16 protein-coding genes are annotated in these 19,083 nt (G+C 58.8%); 10 read left to right on the top strand and 6 right to left on the bottom strand.

The window, feature by feature from the left end; translation table 11 throughout:
- Positions 1-5: 5 nt before the first annotated feature.
- The 3 genes from ACR0DY_RS07655 to ACR0DY_RS07645 all read left to right on the top strand — a co-directional run bounded on the left by ACR0DY_RS07655 (position 6) and on the right by ACR0DY_RS07645 (position 3,625).
- Positions 6-2,141: a malate synthase G gene (locus tag ACR0DY_RS07655; protein ID WP_480545735.1), complete on the top strand. Its 2,136-nt coding sequence runs from the start codon at positions 6-8 to the stop codon at positions 2,139-2,141.
- A gap of 57 nt (positions 2,142-2,198) precedes the next feature.
- Positions 2,199-2,624, top strand: a complete 426-nt coding sequence (locus tag ACR0DY_RS07650) for a GlcG/HbpS family heme-binding protein (RefSeq protein ID WP_480481817.1) — start codon at positions 2,199-2,201, stop codon at positions 2,622-2,624.
- Between the two features lie 221 nt (positions 2,625-2,845).
- Positions 2,846-3,625: a gamma-glutamyl-gamma-aminobutyrate hydrolase family protein gene (locus ACR0DY_RS07645; RefSeq protein WP_480476009.1), complete on the top strand. Its 780-nt coding sequence runs from the start codon at positions 2,846-2,848 to the stop codon at positions 3,623-3,625.
- 59 nt (positions 3,626-3,684) lie between these two features.
- On the opposite strand, the gene ACR0DY_RS07640 is transcribed toward ACR0DY_RS07645, so the two are convergent.
- On the bottom strand, positions 3,685-5,925 hold the full coding sequence (locus tag ACR0DY_RS07640; protein ID WP_480481815.1) for a xanthine dehydrogenase family protein molybdopterin-binding subunit: 2,241 nt from the start codon (positions 5,923-5,925) through the stop codon (positions 3,685-3,687).
- Positions 5,926-5,928: 3 nt separating this feature from the next.
- Entirely contained in the window at positions 5,929-6,393 is a 465-nt protein-coding gene (locus ACR0DY_RS07635) for a (2Fe-2S)-binding protein (RefSeq protein WP_480481813.1), read from the bottom strand.
- Between the two features lie 98 nt (positions 6,394-6,491).
- Between ACR0DY_RS07635 and ACR0DY_RS07630 the strand changes: the two genes are divergently transcribed.
- Positions 6,492-7,070: a TetR/AcrR family transcriptional regulator gene (locus tag ACR0DY_RS07630; RefSeq protein WP_480481812.1), complete on the top strand. Its 579-nt coding sequence runs from the start codon at positions 6,492-6,494 to the stop codon at positions 7,068-7,070.
- Here the strand turns inward: ACR0DY_RS07630 and kynU are convergent.
- Complete coding sequence (gene kynU, locus ACR0DY_RS07625; RefSeq protein ID WP_480481811.1) at positions 7,063-8,256, bottom strand: kynureninase; 1,194 nt, start codon at positions 8,254-8,256, stop codon at positions 7,063-7,065. The genes ACR0DY_RS07630 and kynU overlap by 8 nt on opposite strands.
- A 172-nt stretch (positions 8,257-8,428) precedes the next feature.
- Here kynU and ACR0DY_RS07620 point away from each other — a divergent pair, with 172 nt between their 5' ends.
- From ACR0DY_RS07620 to ACR0DY_RS07595, 6 genes are all read left to right on the top strand, one after another.
- Positions 8,429-8,878 (top strand): methyltransferase family protein, encoded by a 450-nt coding sequence (locus ACR0DY_RS07620; protein ID WP_267364290.1) that lies wholly within the window; start codon positions 8,429-8,431, stop codon positions 8,876-8,878.
- Positions 8,879-9,007: 129 nt separating this feature from the next.
- Positions 9,008-10,579 (top strand): Re/Si-specific NAD(P)(+) transhydrogenase subunit alpha, encoded by a 1,572-nt coding sequence (locus ACR0DY_RS07615; protein WP_480481810.1) that lies wholly within the window; start codon positions 9,008-9,010, stop codon positions 10,577-10,579.
- Between the two features lie 13 nt (positions 10,580-10,592).
- On the top strand, positions 10,593-12,047 hold the full coding sequence (locus ACR0DY_RS07610) for an NAD(P)(+) transhydrogenase (Re/Si-specific) subunit beta (RefSeq protein ID WP_480898036.1): 1,455 nt from the start codon (positions 10,593-10,595) through the stop codon (positions 12,045-12,047).
- Positions 12,048-12,202: 155 nt separating this feature from the next.
- Positions 12,203-12,559 carry a VOC family protein gene (locus ACR0DY_RS07605; protein WP_209504483.1) on the top strand — a complete coding sequence of 119 codons (357 nt, stop codon included), beginning with the start codon at positions 12,203-12,205 and terminating at the stop codon, positions 12,557-12,559.
- Between the two features lie 109 nt (positions 12,560-12,668).
- Entirely contained in the window at positions 12,669-13,946 is a 1,278-nt protein-coding gene (locus ACR0DY_RS07600; protein ID WP_209504482.1) for a DUF3422 family protein, read from the top strand.
- 68 nt (positions 13,947-14,014) lie between these two features.
- Entirely contained in the window at positions 14,015-15,151 is a 1,137-nt protein-coding gene (locus tag ACR0DY_RS07595; protein WP_480545734.1) for an MFS transporter, read from the top strand.
- A 6-nt stretch (positions 15,152-15,157) separates the two neighbouring features.
- On the opposite strand, the gene ACR0DY_RS07590 is transcribed toward ACR0DY_RS07595, so the two are convergent.
- The 3 genes from ACR0DY_RS07590 to ACR0DY_RS07580 all read right to left on the bottom strand — a co-directional run bounded on the left by ACR0DY_RS07590 (position 15,158) and on the right by ACR0DY_RS07580 (position 18,940).
- Positions 15,158-16,138 (bottom strand): ABC transporter permease, encoded by a 981-nt coding sequence (locus ACR0DY_RS07590; protein WP_480476031.1) that lies wholly within the window; start codon positions 16,136-16,138, stop codon positions 15,158-15,160.
- A complete protein-coding gene (locus tag ACR0DY_RS07585; protein ID WP_480481807.1) occupies positions 16,131-17,138 on the bottom strand; it encodes an ABC transporter permease in 1,008 nt (335 codons plus the stop codon). The genes ACR0DY_RS07590 and ACR0DY_RS07585 overlap by 8 nt, the downstream gene beginning before the upstream one ends.
- 95 nt (positions 17,139-17,233) lie before the next feature.
- Positions 17,234-18,940: a peptide ABC transporter substrate-binding protein gene (locus ACR0DY_RS07580; RefSeq protein WP_480481806.1), complete on the bottom strand. Its 1,707-nt coding sequence runs from the start codon at positions 18,938-18,940 to the stop codon at positions 17,234-17,236.
- Positions 18,941-19,083 lie beyond the last annotated feature (143 nt).

Here is a 19,083-nt window from a genome sequence, read left to right as displayed (position 1 = left end):
GGAAGATGAGTGGCAGACAAACCCTGAGCGGGCTGCAGATCGATCCAATACTGGCAGAGTTTATCGAGACGCAGGCATTGCCGGGTACGGGTGTGTCGGCACAGAATTTCTGGGCGGGTCTGGCGCGACTGGTGTCTGAACTGGGGCCGAAAAACCGCGCGCTTCTGGCCAAGCGGGCCGAGATACAAGGGCGCATCGATGGCTGGCATATTGCGCGCAAGGGTCAGAGCAATGATCCCACTGACTATCAGGCTTTTCTAAAGGAAATTGGTTATCTGGTCGAGGAAGGCGACGGGTTTCAGATCGACACGACGCATGTCGACCCCGAGATTGCGCTGACGCCGGGTCCGCAGCTGGTGGTGCCGATCACCAACGCGCGCTTTGCGCTGAACGCGGCGAATGCGCGATGGGGCAGCCTGTATGATGCGCTTTACGGCACCGATGCGATAGGCGATCTGCCAACAGGCGGTGGGTATGATGCGGCGCGCGGTGCACGGGTGATTGCATGGGCGAAAGCCTTTCTGGATGACGCTGTACCTCTGGCTGGTGGGTCTTGGGCCGACGTGTCGGGACTGCATGTCGAAGAAGGTGCTCTTTCCCCGGCACTGGCAAACCCCGATCAATTTGTTGGTTTCGGTGGCGCGGCAGACAAGCCGGCTTTTGTGCTTCTGAAAAACAATGGCCTGCATATTCAGATCATGATCGATCCGACTGGCGTTATCGGTGCCACTGATCGCGCAGGTATCGCAGATGTCCGGCTGGAATCCGCTCTTTCAACGATTATGGACTGCGAAGACTCGGTCGCTTGTGTTGATGCAGCAGATAAGGTCGCGGCCTATGGCAACTGGCTGGGCTTGATGAAGGGTGATCTGACTGAAGACGTCACCAAGGGCGACGCAACGTTTACCCGCAAGCTGGCAGAAGATCTGACCTTCACCACACCGACAGGTGAGCAGGCGGCCCTGAAAGGCCGTTCGCTGATGCTGGTGCGAAATGTCGGCCACTTGATGACGAACCCGGCCGTTCTGGACGCCGAAGGGCGCGAGATTGGCGAGGGGCTGATGGACGCGCTCTGCACCACTCTGATCGCAATGCATGACCTGCAACGGGATGGGGGCAACTCGGTCGCCGGCTCGGTCTATGTGGTGAAGCCCAAGATGCACGGGCCGGAAGAGGTTGCCTTTGCGGTTGAGATTTTCGACATGGTCGAAGACATCCTTGACCTGCCGCGCAACACCGTGAAGCTGGGCATCATGGATGAGGAACGCCGCACCTCGGTCAACCTCAAAGAATGTATCCGCGCCGCAAAATCGCGCGTCGCCTTCATCAATACCGGTTTCCTGGATCGCACGGGGGATGAGATTCATACCTCAATGGAGGCTGGCCCGATGCTGCCCAAGGGCGACATCAAGAATACGCCCTGGATTGCGTCTTATGAAGACCGCAATGTCGATATCGGTTTGGCCTGTGGCCTTAAGGGCAAGGCGCAGATCGGCAAAGGCATGTGGGCGATGCCGGACCGGATGGGCGATATGCTTGAGGCCAAAATCGGTCACCCGCTGGCCGGTGCTACCTGCGCCTGGGTGCCGTCGCCTACTGCTGCGACGTTGCACGCCACGCATTACCACAAGGTCAACGTACTGGCCCGTCAGGACGAGATCGCAGCGGCGGGTGCCCGAGGAACGCTTGACGATTTGCTGACCATTCCCCTGCTGGGGGGCCGCAACCTTGGTGACGAGGAAATCTCGCGCGAGGTCGAGAATAATGCACAAGGCATTCTGGGCTATGTCGTGCGTTGGGTCGATCAGGGCGTGGGATGCTCCAAAGTGCCCGACATCAACGACATCGGGTTGATGGAAGACCGTGCGACCTGCCGGATTTCGTCTCAGGCGCTGGCCAACTGGTTGCATCATGGCATTGTCGACGAAGCACAGGTGATGGCTGCGATGCAGAAAATGGCGGCTGTTGTGGACCGCCAGAATGCAAGTGATCCGGGTTATGTCCCGATGGCGCCGGGCTTTAACGGAATCGCTTTTCAGGCGGCTTGTGACCTTGTGTTCAAAGGTCGTGTGCAGCCCTCGGGCTACACCGAGCCGGTCCTGCACGCGCGCCGTCTGGAATTGAAGGCGGCCACAGCGTAAAACGAAGGGGGCGATCCGCCCCCTTTCTTCTTTCGACATGCAGACACAGGAATGCACATGGAAGTTTCCCTTCGCAAAGCCCGCACCATTATCCGCAAAGCGCTTGAGAAAGGCCGCGAGATGGAGCTTAAGCCACTTTCGGTGGTTGTTCTGGACGCAGGCGGCCACGTCATCGCGTTCGAGCGTGAGGATGATGCAGCACCGGGCCGCTTTGCGATTGCGCATGGCAAGGCATATGGCTCTGTCATGCTGGGAATGGCGGGCACGGCACAGATGCAACGGGCCGAGGCGCAAGCCTACTTTATGGCGGCGGTAAACGGAGTGTATGGCGGGCAGGTCGTACCAGTTCCGGGCGGGGTCTTGCTGCGGGGTCGAAAAGGGGACGTGATCGGTGCCGTTGGGGTAACCGGCGACACGTCAGAAAACGATGCTGCCGTTGCGATGGCGGGAATTGAGGCCGCCGGGTTGGACGGCGAGATTTAAGTCCGACCATTGAGAGCAGCTCCGTCAAAGCAATGACTTGGCGCATGTTTCCGACTTGAAGTTTTAGGCGGGGAAAACGAGCCGTGACTTGACTGATCGCGGGGGGTATTTGTGCACCCCTGAACACGTCCCTGCGCTGTCACGCAGGAGGTGTATTCTTGCACGACTGTGAAGCTGCGGTTAGCTTCCTTTTCAAGGGGATGTATAACAAGGAAAGCGGAATGTCTCGACCCGTTGTTGGTATTATCGGCAACTCATACCTCATGAACGATCAATACCCGACCCATGCAGGGGGGACGATGAATTCGGACGCTGTGGCGAACGTATCGGGATGTTTGCCGCTGCTGATCCCCGCCGATCCCCGTTATGTGTCGGTTGAGGAGTTGCTGGAGGTTTGCGACGGCTTTCTTCTGACCGGCGGTCGCCCCAATGTGCATCCCGAAGAATATGGTGAACCGGCTACCGAGGCGCATGGAGAGTTTGACCGCGCGCGTGACGCGATCACCCTGCCGCTGGTTCGGGCCTGTGTGGAACGGGGTCAGCCGTTTCTGGGCATTTGCCGCGGATTTCAAGAGGTCAACGTGGCCATGGGCGGAACACTCTATCCGGAAATTCGTGATCTGCCGGGGCGGATGAACCACCGGATGCCGCCCGATGGTACACTTGAGGAAAAATTTGCGCTGCGCCACGTGGTGAAACTGACGGAAAACGGTGTGTTCCACGACTTGTTTGGTGCGCAGGAGGTCATGACAAACACGCTGCACGGGCAGGGGATCAAGTGCATCGGACAGCGTGTGGTGATCGATGGGCATGCGCCGGACGGAACGCCCGAGGCGATCTACATCAAGGACGCGCCCGGATTTACGCTGTCCGTGCAATGGCATCCCGAATGGGATGCGATCAACGACCCGGTTTCACGCCCCTTGTTCGAAGCCTTCGGCATGGCTGTGCGGGGATGGGCGGCGGGGATTGCCTGTCAGGCAGTTCAGAAATCAGCCTGACTTGGGCACCGGACCGTGCGGGCGCGCGACGGACCGGTGCAGGGGAAGGTGAATGGCAATCAGACCAGCAGGTTGAACTGATTGACCAGCGGCAGGCTGCGCGCGCGGTTTCCCGTCAAATCAAACAGGGCGTTGCCCAGTGCGGGCATCGAGGGGGGCGTGCCGGGCTCACCAGCGCCGCCCATATGGCGGTTGGTTTCCAGAACGCGCACCTCGACTTGTGGCGCGGAATGCATGCGAAGGGCGTCATAGTCGGGGAAATTGAACTGCTCGACTTCCCCGTCGGCAAAGGTAATCTCGCCGAAACACGCGGCTGACAGGCCATACATCATGCCGCCAAACATCTGCGCCTTGACGTTTTCCGGGTCCAGCGCCAGCCCCATGTCGCAGGCGATCCAGGCCTTGTGGATGCGGATGGCACCGTTTTCGTCGACCACTTCGATAACCTGAGCCACCGGAGTGCCGAAGCTGTAGGTGAAGGCCACGCCACGGCCTACACCGTCAGGTGTTTTTCCGGTCCAGTTGGACATTTCCCTGACCGCCTCCAGACATCCTGCAGATGGGGCATGTTCGGTTCTCATCAGTTCTAGCCGGAAGTCCAGCGGGTCGCGCCCTGCGGCATGGGCCAATTCGTCCATGAAGGTCTCGTGGAAAAAGCCGTTGTGGCTGTTGCCGACCGAACGCCAGAAGCCCACCGGGACAGCCAGATCAGCGACGTGGCCGCTCATCCGGTAGTTTGGCACGGCGTAAGGCTGGTTGAAGAACCCTTCGACCAGCACTTTGTCGGGTCCGCCTCCGGGGAAGCCGGTGTAACGCTCGACCGCCTGTTGCGTGCAGGACTGCGATGCAACCTTGCCGTCAATAAGAACGGCCTTGCCGTCCTGAACAGCGCCGCGCATCCGGGCGATGGCGCCGGGGCGGAAGTAGTCGTGACGCATGTCTTCTTCGCGGCTCCAGGTTGTTTGGACCGGTGTGCCAGGCATGGCCATGGCGACCTTGGTGGCGATTTCTCCGAAATCCAGTTCGCCCCGGCGGCCAAACCCTCCCCCCAGATAGGTGGTGTGAATCTGAACAGCCTCAGTGTCCAGATTTGCGGTATTCGCAGCGCGAAAACGGATCAGCGTCGGGGCCTGATTGCCGCACCACAGTTCCAGAGCGTTTCCGGTATAGAGCGCGGTGGCATTCATCGGCTCCATCGTGGCGTGCGCCAGATAGGGCACTTGGTATTCGGCAGTGACCTCGGTTGCGCCATCCGGCGTCACGCTGACATCGCCATCATCGCGCATGGTCGAGTTCGGCGCTTCGTCAAACGCCTCGGCAATCTTTGAGAAAATGCCATCGGTATCAGGTGGATATGGCGCATCGCCCCAGTCGATCTCAACAGCCTCAACCGCCTGATTGGCCAGCCATGTGTTGTTCGCGATCACGGCAACACCTGTGCCCAGATCAACAACCTTCTCGACCCCGGGCATGGATATTGCAGCACTGTCGTCAAAGCTGTTCATCGCGCCGCCAAGTTTGGGGTTCATGCGCACGGCAGCAAATTTCATACCGGGCAGGCGAACATCGATGCCAAACTCGGCAGTGCCTGTCACTTTGCCCACCATGTCCAGTCGCGGTTGTGTCCGTCCCAGATAACGCCATTCGGACGGGTCTCGCAAAGGTACCTCGACGGGTTCCAGTCCGGCCGCTTCCACTGCAAGATCGGTATAAGCGATCTTGTCACCGTTTGGCGTGATGACATGGCCTGAAGCTGTTTTCAGATCCGAGGGGTCGATACCCAACCGATCAGCGGCGGCGCGTTTCAGCGTTTCACGGGCCGAAGCACCGGCTTGCCGCATCCTCTCGAACCCGTCCTTCATCGAGGTGGAGCCGCCTGTGACTTGCAGGCTAAGGGCCTTGCCAAGAACCCCCAGAGCTTCACCTAAGTTGTGTTGGAAGTCCGAGATGTCGTAGCCCTTGTTTGGCAGTCCCTCGCCCATCATGGCTGAGTTGTAATAGGCGGCGGCTGCTGGACCGTGCAGAACGGTGATCTGATCCAGATCGACGTCCAGTTCTTCGGCGATCAGCGCGGCCCACGTGGTTTTCACGCCCTGTCCCATCTCGGCACGGGGCGCGAACAGGGTGATGCCATTCTGATCGATCAGCACGAAGGGGTTCAGGGCCGCTTCACCTTCTTTCGGTTTCAGCGGGTTGGGGGCAGGGCGGGTGACATAATACGCGCCAAAGGCGACGCCACCGACGATCGCGGCCGAGCCGATCAGGAACGTGCGGCGGATAATTTTGCCAACAGAAGCCATCTCTTACGCCTCCTTCAACTTCGATGCTGCGTCGTGGATCGCGGCCCGGATGCGGGGGTAGGTGCCACAGCGGCACAGGTTTCCCTGCATCGCCTCATCGATCTCTGCGTCCGTGGGCGCAGGGTTTTCCGCAAGCAGGGCAGCGGCCTGCATGATCTGGCCCGACTGGCAATAGCCACATTGCGCCACCTGATGATCAGCCCAGGATTGCTGGATAGTAGCCAGTGCTTCTGGCGTGCCAACGCCTTCGATTGTGGTCACGTCACCCCAGACATCCGACAGCGCCACTTGGCACGAACGTACCGCCTCGCCATTGATATGAACCGTACAGGCGCCGCAAGCGGCGACGCCACAGCCAAACTTGGTGCCGGTCAGGCCAACCTCATCCCTCAGAACCCAAAGCAGGGGGACATCATCCGGCAGGTCGATCTGATGAGGGGTTCCGTTAATCTTCAGGGCCGTCGCCATGGCGCACCTTTTGTAACTGTGGCAGGTTCTGACATAATGATTGCAAAGTGTCAGTCTGTCAATTGACAAATTAAACAAAAAATGTCAGAGATTTGCGCATGAAAGATACGAGTGACGAATCCCGGCAGAAAGCGATCCTAGCATCTGCTTTTCAGGCCTTTTCCGCATACGGGTTCCGCAAGACCTCGATGGATGACATTGCGCGCGGTGCGGGGATGTCACGGCCAGCGGTTTATCTGTATTACAGGAACAAGGAAGCGATCGTTCGCAAGCTGACCGAACGGCATTACGAGGAAAAGACCGCAGCGGTGGCCGAGGCGCTGAACGGTGAAGGCTCGGTTTCGGACATTGCCAGAAAGGCGATCCACGCCCAGACCGAGGGCATGGCTGCGATTTTGGCGTCGCCGCATGGGCTTGAGATGCTGGACACGACCAAATCCATGGCCATCGACATTGTCGAACGGGGCGAAGGGGAACTTGCCGCGCTTTATGCCGAATGGCTGAGGCGAGAGCAGGGTGCTGGCCGCGTTCGTCTGTTCGACACGCCTGAAGAAACGGCGAAAACACTTACGGTCACGCTGAAGGGGATCAAGCTGACTGCGTCAGACGCCGAGGAATTTGAAAGGCGCACCAACCAGTTGGCGGCCCTGATCGGGGCCGGGCTGGAAATCAGGTAACGCGCTGCCGGGTTTTGTACTCGGGCGTGTCCCAAAGCTTGTTCTGCATGACATCCGCCAGAATCCCGACTGCACGCTCGACGTCGCTTTCATCGATATACAGCGGCGTGAAACCAAACCGCATTGTGTCAGGTGCGCGGAAATCTCCGACGACACCACGCGCGATCAGCGCTTGCATCGCGGCGTAGCCTTCCTTGAAGCGGAATGAAACCTGACTGCCACGCTGCTCGGGCGCGCGCGGACTGTCCAATTGCAAGTCTGGGCAGGTCGCCTCGACCTGACGAATGAAAAGCTCGGTCAATTCAATGGACTTGGCGCGCACATCCGCCATGTCGGCCATATCCCAGATGTCCATGGCCGCCGAAAGTGCGGTCATTTGGATGATCGGAGGTGTTCCCACGCGCATACGCTCAATCCCGCTTCCGGGGCGATAGTCCAGGTCAAAGGCAAAGGGCGCTTCGTGCCCCAGCCAACCAGACAGGGCCGGGCGCACACTATCTGCAAGTCGGGGCGCAACATAAATGAACGCGGGCGCACCGGGGCCGCCATTGAGGTATTTATAAGTACACCCGACTGCGAAATCTGCATTGCACCCTGCAAGGTCAACGGGGATGGCCCCTGCGGAATGCGCCAGATCCCAAACCGTCACGACACCGTTGGCGTGGGCCAGTTCCGTCAGTGCCTTCATGTCGTGCATCCGGCCCGTGCGGTAATCCACTTCGGTCAGCATCAGGACTGCGACCTCTTCGGTGATTGCATCTGCGACGTCCTGCGGGTCGACGACGCGCAGTTCGTATGGGCTCCCAAGGGATCGCAGCAGGCCATCGACCATGTACAGGTCTGACGGAAAGTTCCCATTGTCAGAAAGCACAACCTTGCGGGCCGGGTTCAGTTCAAGGGCAGAGGACACGGCCTGATAAACCTTGATCGACAGGGTATCGCCGGTCACGACGCTGCCTGGCTCGGCTCCGATCAGGCGGCCAATTCGATCTCCAAGCCCTGTGGGAAGGCCCATCCAACCGGCTTTGTTCCAGCCGGTGATCAGCATTTGCCCCCATTCCTCGGTCAGCATGTTCTGCACACGAGACGCAGCCGTTTTAGGCAGCGGGCCCAAAGAGTTGCCGTCCAGATAAATCACGCCCTCGGGCAGGTCGAACATGGCTTTGGTTGCTGCAAAATCGGTCATGAAGGCTCACTCACTTGTGTGGTCGTCTTTTGTTGCATTTGGGGTAGCCGATCCTGACATGTCTGTCTATCGATGCGACATACTGGTCTTTTGCTAATCTGGCCGAAAAACGGTAGGACGTCGGTCAGAAGCGACATATACCCGACACTGTCGTCGTTCATGAGGGCTTAGAATGCGCTGGATAGATGTACCGCCAGTTTGGTTGATCGCTTTTGCGGTGCTGGCATGGGCACAAGCCAGATACATGGCGCTGGGCCTGTCACTTGAGAGCGGCCTGACCGACCTTCTCAGTGGAGTTCTGATCGGCGGTGGCGTTCTGATGGCCGTTCTGGCCATTGTCGAGTTTCGCCGCCATAAAACAACTGTCATTCCCCATGAGACACCGACCGCGATGGTGCAAACGGGCATCTACAAACGCAGTCGAAACCCGATCTACGTCGGGGACGTACTGATTCTTGCGGGTTTGATTCTGCGGTTTGACGCCGTGTTGTCACTGGTTTTGGTTCCGGTCTTCGTCTGGGTGCTGGAGCGCCGGTTTATCCTGCCGGAAGAAGACCGCCTGCGCCGGCAGTTCCGCACGGATTTCGCACGCTATGAACGCAAGACGCGGCGTTGGATCTAAGGTGGCTGATTTTGTGATGTTACGTAAAAAATGCTGCGCTTGCGAAATAATGTTGCGCAGGATACATCTTTGCTTAACAAAGAATACCGACCACCCGCTCGGACAGAGTAAAAATTAGGGGGACTGCCAGTGAAGATAGGCACGCCAAAGGAAATACTGGACGGTGAGAACCGGGTTGCAATGACGCCCGACTCGGCCGTGCAATTGCAGAAACTGGGCTATGAGTGCCTGATCGAGAAAGGCGCGGGCGCGGCTGCCGGTTTTTCGGATGCCGCATACGAGGCCGTAGGCGTTGAGGTGGTCAAGACCGCAGCGTCGCTGTGGAAGACTGCGGATATCATTGCCAAGGTTCGTATCCCGACTGAGGCCGAACTGAAACGGTTGACCAAGGGCAAGACCCTGATTTCGTTCTTCAATCCTGCGGGCAACGAAGAAGGAATGGAGCTGGCCAAATCCAAGGGCGCCAACGTGATCGCCATGGAGATGGTGCCACGCATCTCGCGCGCGCAGAAGATGGACGCGCTGTCGTCGATGGCAAATATCGCAGGCTATCGCGCCGTGATCGAAGCAGGCAACAACTTTGGCCGTTTCTTCACCGGCCAGGTGACCGCCGCCGGTAAAGTTCCTCCTGCCAAGGTGCTGATCGTTGGGGCCGGTGTGGCCGGTCTGGCCGCAATCGGGACGTCCACGTCGCTGGGCGCGATCACCTACGCGTTCGACGTGCGCCCTGAAGTGGCCGAACAGGTCGAATCGATGGGGGCTGAGTTCGTCTATCTGGACTTCGAGGAAGAGCAGCAGGACGGCGCGGCCACAGGCGGGTATGCCTCGGTCCAGTCGGAAGAATTCCGCAACGCCCAGCTGGCCAAGTTCCGCGAACTTGCGCCCGAGATGGACATCGTTATCACCACCGCACTGATCCCCAACCGTCCGGCGCCCAAGCTGTGGCTAGAGGATATGGTCAAGGCGATGAAGCCGGGTTCGGTCATCATCGACCTTGCAGCCGAGCGTGGCGGTAACGTCGAAGGCACCGTGCCGGATGAGAAAGTTGTCACCAACAATGGCGTGACCATAATCGGTTATACCGACTTCCCCAGCCGGATGGCGGCGCAATCCTCGTCGCTTTATGCAACCAACATCCGTCACATGATGACCGATCTGACGCCCGAAAAGGACGGTCAGATCAATCACAACATGGAAGACGATGTGATCCGCGGCGCGACCGTGACGCATGAAGGTGAAATCACCTTCCCGCCACCGCCGCCCAAGATTCAGGCGATCGCCGCACAGAAAAAGCCCGAGGTCAAGGAACTGACCCCGGAAGAGAAAAAGGCGCAGGAGATTGCGGCCTTCAAGGCGCAGACCAGGCAGCAGTTTACATTGTTGGGTGTCGGCGGTGCGCTGATGCTGCTGGTGGGGCTGGTTGCCCCGGCCAGCTTCATGCAGCATTTCATCGTCTTCGTGCTGGCCATTTTCGTGGGCTTCCAGGTGATCTGGAATGTCTCGCACAGCCTGCATACGCCGCTGATGGCGATCACCAACGCGATCTCGTCGATCATTATCGTTGGGGCGTTGATGCAGATTGGGTCCGGGTCGTTCCTGGTTATTCTGCTGGCGGCACTGTCCGTGTTCATGGCCGGGATCAACATCTTCGGCGGCTTCCTCGTAACCCGGCGCATGCTCGCCATGTTCCAGAAATCTTAAGGAGGCCGGGCACATGGAATTTGGCTTCACTACTGCCGCCTATGTTGTTGCGGCTGTTCTATTCATCCTTTCGCTGGGTGGTCTGTCGAACCAGGAAAGCGCCAAGCGCGCGGTCTGGTACGGCATCGTCGGTATGGCGCTGGCGGTCTTCGCCACGCTGGTTGGCCCCGGTTCCGGCCTGTGGTTGCTGTCGCTGCTGCTGATCGCGGGTGGCGGTCTGATCGGTCAATATGTGGCGCAGCGCGTCCAGATGACCGAGATGCCGCAGCTGGTCGCCGCGATGCATTCACTGGTCGGTCTGGCGGCTGTGTTCGTCGGCTTCAACGCGCATTTTGAAATCGGCAACGTGGCACAAGTCATGGCAATTGTGGATACGGCGAAAGAGGCGAATCTGCATGATCTGGGCACCTTTGCCAAACTTATCGCCAAGAAGACGCCGGCCGAACTGGCAATCCTGCATGTGGAACTGTTCCTAGGCATCTTCATTGGTGCGATCACCTTTACCGGCTCGGTCGTGGCCTATGGCAAGTTGGCGGGTAAGTTGACTTCGGCGGCGACGAAGCTGCCCGGTGGTCATGCGCTGAACGCGGCGGCAGCGGGTCTCTCGCTGATCTGTCTGATCTGGTACACTGCGTCTGGCGGGCTGTTGCCGCTGATCCTGATGACCCTGGCGGCGCTGTTCATCGGTTATCATCTGATCATGGGTATCGGTGGCGCGGACATGCCGGTGGTTGTGTCGATGCTGAACAGCTATTCGGGCTGGGCCGCGGCGGCGATTGGTTTCTCGCTGGGCAATGACTTGCTGATCGTGGTCGGTGCGCTGGTGGGCTCAAGCGGTGCGATCCTGTCCTACATTATGTGCAAGGCGATGAACCGTCACTTTGTCAGCGTGATCCTGGGCGGCTTTGGCGGCACTTCCGGTCCGCAGATGGAAGTTGAGGGCGAGCAGGTGGCCATCGAGGCGGATGGCGTTGCTGCTGCCCTGAACGATGCCGACAGCGTGATCATCATCCCCGGCTATGGGATGGCGGTTGCGCAGGCACAGCAATCGGTTTCCGAACTGGTCCGTAAGCTGCGCGCCAAGGGTAAAGAGGTTCGTTTTGCGATCCACCCGGTCGCGGGTCGTTTGCCGGGCCATATGAACGTGCTGCTGGCCGAGGCGAAGGTGCCCTATGACATCGTTCTGGAAATGGACGAGATCAATGACGACTTCCCGGATACGGATGTGGCCATCGTTATCGGCTCGAACGACATCGTGAACCCTGCGGCGCAGGAAGATCCCAACAGTCCCATTGCCGGTATGCCAGTTCTGGAATGCTGGAAGGCCAAGCAGGTCTTCGTGTCCAAACGTGGTCAGGGTACGGGGTATTCGGGTATCGAAAACCCGCTGTTCTTCAAGGAAAATACCCGCATGTTCTATGGCGACGCCAAAGCGTCGCTGGACAAGCTGCTGCCGATGATCGATTGATCCACCGGTCTGATCCAATTGCAAAGGGCGCCTTTGGGCGCCCTTTTCTTTACTTGTACTATTGGGGGCTTTGCCCCCAAACCCCCAGGATATTTATGGCCAGATGAAGCGGGCGGGTTGTGGTATAATAGACATGCGTATTGTTGGAGCGAAGCATGGAGAAAGTGAACGGTATAGGGGGCGTATTTTTTCGGGCCAGTGATCCCGAGGCATTAAGCCGCTGGTACGAAGAACATCTGGGCGTAAACCACTATGATCCGGTGCCCTGGAAGCAACGCGAAGGGTATACGGTGTTTGCGCCGTTCGCGAAAGACACTGAGTATTTCGGAAACCCGGATCAGCAATGGATGATCAATTTTCGGGTCGACGATCTGGGCGCGATGATACAGCAGCTTGAAGCTGCCGGAATCGCTGTTGAGACCCGCCCCGACTGGGACAGTGAGATCGGAAAGTTCGCGCGGCTTCACGATCCGGAAGGTAATCCGATCGAGCTGTGGCAGCCAAATCAATGAGATAGTCGGTTTGTATACCTTTGTATTCGTGTAAGTATATGAAATAAAATAAGAATTGATGTATCCGAGTTGTGACGTATAGTGCGGACACCGCTATCGGAGCCTCTGAATGACGCCAATCGATGATCACCCGCTGCGCTATGCGCTGGCCAATGAACTTCATGCCCGCCCGTTTCCGGCCGCCGATACGCCGTGCACGGTCGCCTTTCTTGCGATCAAGAAGCCGGAAGCAGCCGTCGCTCGGGACCGCAGTCAGGATATCGCCCATCTGATTGATCTGCTTGACCGACATGGGGCGCAACATCCGCAGCCGGGGGCCACGCATTATGCCGGGCAGATCGGACGCCATTGGCTGAAATGGGAGCAGCACACAGAGTTTGTCACGTATACGGCGATTGTGCCGAACGTCAGCGGCCGCCCTTTCAACCCCGCCGATTTCGAGGTTTTTCCCCCGGATTGGCTGATGGCCAGCCCGGGCCAGAGGATCACTTCGTTGCTGATGCGGGTGGTACCGCGCCCGGAAGATGCGGCTGTAAAGGTCGCTCTGGCTGATTGGTTCGAACCTGAAAGTCTTGCCGTGTCTCGGGTGTTGGATGCTTCGGCAATTTGCGCTAGCGATTTCCGTATCGACCCGGCTGGTCACATGCGTTTTGCCCTGTTCGTGACCGAAGGCACGGGCACGCGCCGAACAGGGCGTATTATCCAGCGGCTGTGCGAGATCGAGACATACAAGGCGATGTCGATGCTTGGCTTTGCCCGCGTCAAACAATTGGCCCCCCGGATCGAGGAACTGGACGCCCAGCTGGCGAAGCTGATGGTTGAAATGACAGATGACACCACACCACCAGATGCGCTGTTGCCTCAATTGCTGGCCACATCGACCGAGCTCGAGACCATTTCGGCCCGCAGTTCGTTCCGGTTTGGGGCAACCGGCGCTTACGAGGCGCTGGTGAATCAACGGATCGACGTCCTGCGCGAGGAAAGGTTCGAAGGTGGTCAAAGCTTTGCCGATTTCATGATGCGCCGTTATGATCCTGCGATCCGTACCGTGAAATCAACAGAACGCCGCCTGCAGGCGCTGTCTGACCGGGCCATCCGTGCGGGTGAGTTGTTGCGCACTAGGGTGGACGTCGAGCGGAGTGCACAAAATCAGGCCCTGCTGGAAAGCATGGATCGTCGGGCCGATCTTGCCTTGCGCTTGCAACACACGGTCGAGGGGCTTTCTGTGGTGGCCATCAGTTATTATGCAGTCTCACTGGTTGGCTATCTTCTGTATCCGTTGACGGCCACTGGTATAAGCAAGGGAACGCTGACGGCGGCGGCGACGATCCCGGTAGTGGCGGGCGTATGGTTCGCCGTTCGGCGCATCCGCAAACGCCTGGGTTAAGCTGCAATTGCCAATTTGCGCCCAACCTGTAGAACGGGTGGGGCGGGCAGACAGCACGAGGTTCTCTGTTGATTGGTGTTTTCTCGGCATGGCGGGCAGTTGCGGCCATGTTCATCCTGAACGGGGCCTTGTTTGGCATCTGGGCCTCGCGCATTCCGGCCGTGCGCGACCGGTTGGATTTGTCTCATGACGCGTTGGGGTACGGGTTGTTGTTCATGGCGGCCGGGGCCGTCTGTTCCTTTCCGGTCACAGGGCGGTTGACGGATCGGTATGGCGCTGTTGCGATTACCCGGATTGTGGCCGTTCTGTACACGCTGTCGCTGGTTCTGCTTGCTGTGGCTGGCGGGTTTTGGGCGCTGGCGTTTTGTTTGTTTGTTTTCGGCGCGTTCCACGGATCGATGGATGTGGCAATGAATGCCTGGGCCGCCGAAGTCGAGCAGGCTTATGACAAACCCGTAATGTCATCATTCCACGCCATGTGGAGCCTTGGGGCCGGTCTTGGCGCGCTCAGCGGGTATGTGGCAGTTCAGATGGGGCTGACGGTGCTGGTGCACTTCCTAGTGGCGGGTGGCGCGGTTGTTGCCTTCGCGCTGGCCTCGTCGTGGGTGCGCTGGACGTCGAAACGGTCCGAGCGGTCGCAAAGCTCGGTTTTTGCTTTGCCCTCGGGTGCGCTGATACTGGTCGGATTCGCGGCCATGTGTGGTGCATTGGGTGAAGGCGCCGTCGCAGACTGGAGCGCGATTTTCCTGCGAGACGTTTCCGGTGCGCCCGAAAGTGTTGCCGCACTGGGCTATGCCGTGTTTTCCGTGACGATGGTGGCGTTTCGCCTTGCAGGCGCGATTGTCATTATGCGGTTTGGTCCTGTCGCCACGGCTCGGTTTGGCGGGATCTGCGCGGCACTGGGCGTTTTCGCTGTGGTTTCTTCGGTCGCGCCCTTGCCCGCATTGGCGGGGTTTGCGCTGATGGGCATAGGGTATGCGGTGATCATGCCGCTGGCGTTCAGCCGTGCAGCCAGTGATCCGCATGTGCCGCCGGGGCAAGCCATCGCAAGTGTCGCTACGCTGGGATATGGCGGGTTATTGATTGGGCCGCCGCTGATCGGATTCTTGGCGGAACTGTTCGGCCTGCGCCTGGCGTTTGCCGTGCTGTTGCCATTGGCCGTTCTGATCGTGCTGTTGGCCGGCGCGCTGAAGCGCGCCGACTAACTTGTTTCAGCGTCCGCGAATGCGGGGATCCAGCGCGTCGCGCAGACCATCACCCAGATAGTTGACGCTCAGCACAGTCAGCGAGATTGCCAGACCGGGCCAGAATACACGCTCGGGGTATTGCTGAAGATAGTCGACACCATCAAACAACAGGCGGCCCCATGTCGGGAAGTCGGGCGGGAAGCCCAACCCAAGGAAGGACAGCGCGCTTTCGGTGATGATCGCTGTGGCAATCCCCAGCGTTGCCGACACCATGATTGGCGACAGAACGTTCGGCAGGATATGCCGCGTGATGATCTGGCTGTTACTGGTGCCGATGGAGCGCGCGGCGAGAACGAATTCACGTTCCTTGATGGCCAGCACATCACCGCGCACGATCCGCGCAGTCGGCATCCATGAGGTGATGCCGATGGCGCAGACGATCAGGATGAATATCCCGCGCTCCAGCCCAAAAGCCGCTGACAGGGGCTCGCGGAACAGAAGCATCATGACCAGCAGCAAAGGCAGCAGGGGCAGGGCCAGAAACAGGTCGGTCAGGCGCATCAGCGGCCCATCGAGCCGTCTGAAGAATCCTGCCAGAACGCCGATGAACGATCCCAGAAACAGCGCCAGCAACATCGCGGTTATGCCAACCGAGACTGAGGTTTGACCACCCGACATCATGCGCGCAAGAATGTCGCGACCCAATTGATCGGTGCCAAAGGGATGCGCCCAACTGGGGCCCTGATTGCGCGACCGGATATCGATCTGGGTTGGATCGATGCTCCACAGATACGGGCCCAAATAAACACCGGCGACGATGATGATAAACAGGATCGCACCGACCATTGCGCCTTTGTGGGTCTTGAACTGATCCCACACATCGCGCCATTGGCTGCGGGGAGGGGTGGCCAGTTCTTCCATCACGCCGGCCGTTGGCAAGGCTGTCGAGGCAGGTGCAAATCCTTCGTCCGGGACCAGTGTATCGGTACGATCATGATCAGTCATATCGAATCCTCGGGTCCAGAATGCCGTAAAGTACGTCAGCGATCAGGTTGAACAGCACGATCAGTACGGCAAAGATGAAGGTCAGGGTTTGCACCATCGGCAGATCATTGGCCTGAATCGCTCCGATCAGCAGCTGACCGATGCCATTCACTTTGAACACCTGCTCGGTGATGATGGCGCCACCAAAGATGGACGGAATACCCAGCGCAATCACGGTGACCACCGGGATCATCGAGTTTCGCAGAACGTGAACCATGACCACGGTGTATTCGCTGAGACCCTTGGCGCGGGCGGTGCGAACATAATCCTGATTGAGGTTATCCAGCATGGACGCGCGCATGAACCGGCTGAGCTGCGCTGTAATCTGCAAGGCCAGAACCATGACCGGCATGATCATCTGTTTGAGTTGCACAACGAAACTGTCCCAGCTGTTGACCACCAGTGTGGTGTCATAGATCGACGGGAACCACCCCAGCTGGACCGAGAAAATGACGATCACCAGAACACCCGAGAAGAAGGGTGGAACGGAAAAGCCAACCATCGACACGAAGGTACCCATCTGATCGAACCAGGAATATTGGCGGTAGGCCGAATAGATGCCGATGGGCAGCGCGATCAGGATGGCGACCACATAGGCGGTGCCGACAACCCACAGGGTCTGCGGGATCCGCTGAACGACGATGTCCATAACGGGTGAGCGGGTCTGCCACGAAATCACACGCAGGTCGCCTTCGGAAAAGGTGGTGCCAAAGATCGAGTCGACAAGCACCTGCGGTTCAATCCAGAAGAACTGCACGATCCATTTCCAGAACCGGATATGCATCGGCTGACCAAGGCCAAGCGCCTCGCGCATCCGTTCGCGCACGTCCGCAGGTACGGTCAGCGGCTGGCTGGCCATCGGATCGCCGGGCGCAAGTTCCAGAAGCAGGAAAATAATGAGGCTGATGAACAGCAGCGTGGGTACGGCCAGCACCAGTCGTCGAATGGTGAAGTTGAGCATTCAAAGGTGCCTTTGCAGATGCGTCATTTTGTTGGAGCGCTCGTGTAATGCCGCGCCCCGATGAGGATCGGGGCGCGGTTTCGCACTTGTGAAGTTTAGGAACCGGTTTTGCGATACCAGTCCGCGACGTTCCACATTTCGCTGTCCCAGACATTCAGGACAACGCCGCCCAAGGTATTGGAATGGGCAGAGATACGACCGCGATGAACCAGCGGAATCATTGCGCCGCCTTCAACCGCCAAATCGTTCATTTTGCGGCCCAGTTCCGCGCGCTTGTCGAAATTGGCGGTCTTGGCAAGCTGGGCGTGCATCGCATCATACTCTTCGCTGCACCAGCGCGAGATATTCTGTCCCTGCCATTGCGAATCCGGGCGCGGCGCATCCGAGCACAGCAAGTTGGCCAGATACACCTGCGGGTCGGTGCCCGAGAAGGTATTGGCGTACATCTCAACATCGGCATAGAACTTCTGGAAGGTATCGGGCGAGCCCGGATCACCGCCAAAGAAGACCGATGCGTTGATGTTGCGCAGCTCGGATTCGATGCCGATCTGGCTCCACCATTCCTTGATCAGCGCCTGGAAATCCTGACGGACGGCGTTGGTCGAGGTCTGATAGACGATTTTCAGCGGAACGCCGTCTTTTTCGCGGATGCCGTCGCCGTTGGTATCAACGATCCCCGCATCATCCAGCAGCTTTTTCGCGCCTTCGATATCCTGCTTGTCACAGGTCATCGAGGTCGAGTTGAACGCAGCTGGGGCCGGAACCCAGTTACAGGTCACCTTGCCCGCCTGACCATAGCCGACCTCGACCAGCAGCGGACGGTCGATGGCCAGCGACATCGCTTTGTAAACCGCCGGATCGGTCAGGAACGGGTGCGGATGCTGGGCCGTTGACCGCTCGCCTTCCGGCAGATCGGGCGACGGGTTGGTCTGGTTCAGCATGATACGCTCGACCAGCGGACCAAAGCCCGCGACCGGGGTGCCTTTGCCGCCTTCCTGCATCTGCGCGATCACTTCGGGCGCAAGTTGCAGGTTCCAGGCATAGTCGAACTCGCCTGTTTCCATCACCGCGCGGCCAGCCGCCGTTGCATCGCCGCCACCTTTGAAGGTCACACTGGCAAATGCGGGCTTGGCAGGATCGCGATAGTTTTCATTCGCCGCCAACGTAATCACGTCGTTTGGCCGGAACTCGGTTACCGTGAACGGGCCGGTGCCGATCGGGTTAAAGTTGGCGTCCGTGCATTCCGGAGCCCGCGCGCCCAGGCATTCTGCAAACTGGGCGGCCTGAAGGATCGGGCTTTCACCGCCGACAAACGGGCCATAGGGGTTGGGGGTTGGGCTTTCGAAGTTTACCACAACCGTCAGATCGTCGGGTGTTTCCACACTGGAGACACCTTCAAATTTCACAAGCTGGGCGCAACCGCCTTCGGGATGCGTGCAGTATTCATGTGTGAACTTGACATCGGCGCTGGTGAACGGGCTGCCGTCTGACCAGACAAGGCCGGATGTAATTTTCCATGTGATCGAGGTCAGATCCTCGGACACGCCGCCGTTTTCAACGGTCGGAACTTCGTCGATCAGCCAGGGCACAAGTTCGCCATCTTCGTTATATCGCGCAAGGGGTTCGATAACCAACGCGGAGGCATCGATATCCTTGGTGCCGCTGGACAGGTAGGGATTCATGATCGACGGGGCCTGCCAGTAAATGATGCTGACATTGCCGTCCGATCCGCGCTCGGCAAAGGCCATCGGGGCCATCGCCGTGCTTGCAATCGCACCAAGCAAAAGGGTTTTGATTTTCATAAGTTACTCCCAAGTTGGACACGTTCGTGTCTCGATTATCTCCGCAAGGCCTGCGGGTTTGGCGTTGCCGCCCCAAGGTAAGGTTCTGATCAACAAAGATAATAGCGCTAACGATTTCGGTCTGCGCCGCCTCCCCAGGTCGG

The organism is Ruegeria sp. O6, from assembly GCF_056535045.1.
The sequence above is the reverse complement of the archived record's forward strand: the minus strand, read 5'-3'. Positions and strand labels throughout refer to the sequence as shown.

Excerpts from the sequence above, each read along its gene's own strand:
- ACR0DY_RS07655 (WP_480545735.1), top strand. The coding sequence starts at position 6 with ATGAGTGGCAGACAAACCCTGAGCGGGCTGCAGATCGATCCAATACTG.
- ACR0DY_RS07650 (WP_480481817.1), top strand. The coding sequence starts at position 2,199 with ATGGAAGTTTCCCTTCGCAAAGCCCGCACCATTATCCGCAAAGCGCTT.
- ACR0DY_RS07645 (WP_480476009.1), top strand. The coding sequence starts at position 2,846 with ATGTCTCGACCCGTTGTTGGTATTATCGGCAACTCATACCTCATGAAC.
- ACR0DY_RS07640 (WP_480481815.1), bottom strand. The coding sequence starts at position 5,925 with ATGGCTTCTGTTGGCAAAATTATCCGCCGCACGTTCCTGATCGGCTCG.
- ACR0DY_RS07635 (WP_480481813.1), bottom strand. The coding sequence starts at position 6,393 with ATGGCGACGGCCCTGAAGATTAACGGAACCCCTCATCAGATCGACCTG.
- ACR0DY_RS07630 (WP_480481812.1), top strand. The coding sequence starts at position 6,492 with ATGAAAGATACGAGTGACGAATCCCGGCAGAAAGCGATCCTAGCATCT.
- kynU (WP_480481811.1), bottom strand. The coding sequence starts at position 8,256 with ATGACCGATTTTGCAGCAACCAAAGCCATGTTCGACCTGCCCGAGGGC.
- ACR0DY_RS07620 (WP_267364290.1), top strand. The coding sequence starts at position 8,429 with ATGCGCTGGATAGATGTACCGCCAGTTTGGTTGATCGCTTTTGCGGTG.
- ACR0DY_RS07610 (WP_480898036.1), top strand. The coding sequence starts at position 10,593 with ATGGAATTTGGCTTCACTACTGCCGCCTATGTTGTTGCGGCTGTTCTA.
- ACR0DY_RS07605 (WP_209504483.1), top strand. The coding sequence starts at position 12,203 with ATGGAGAAAGTGAACGGTATAGGGGGCGTATTTTTTCGGGCCAGTGAT.
- ACR0DY_RS07600 (WP_209504482.1), top strand. The coding sequence starts at position 12,669 with ATGACGCCAATCGATGATCACCCGCTGCGCTATGCGCTGGCCAATGAA.
- ACR0DY_RS07590 (WP_480476031.1), bottom strand. The coding sequence starts at position 16,138 with ATGACTGATCATGATCGTACCGATACACTGGTCCCGGACGAAGGATTT.
- ACR0DY_RS07585 (WP_480481807.1), bottom strand. The coding sequence starts at position 17,138 with ATGCTCAACTTCACCATTCGACGACTGGTGCTGGCCGTACCCACGCTG.
- ACR0DY_RS07580 (WP_480481806.1), bottom strand. The coding sequence starts at position 18,940 with ATGAAAATCAAAACCCTTTTGCTTGGTGCGATTGCAAGCACGGCGATG.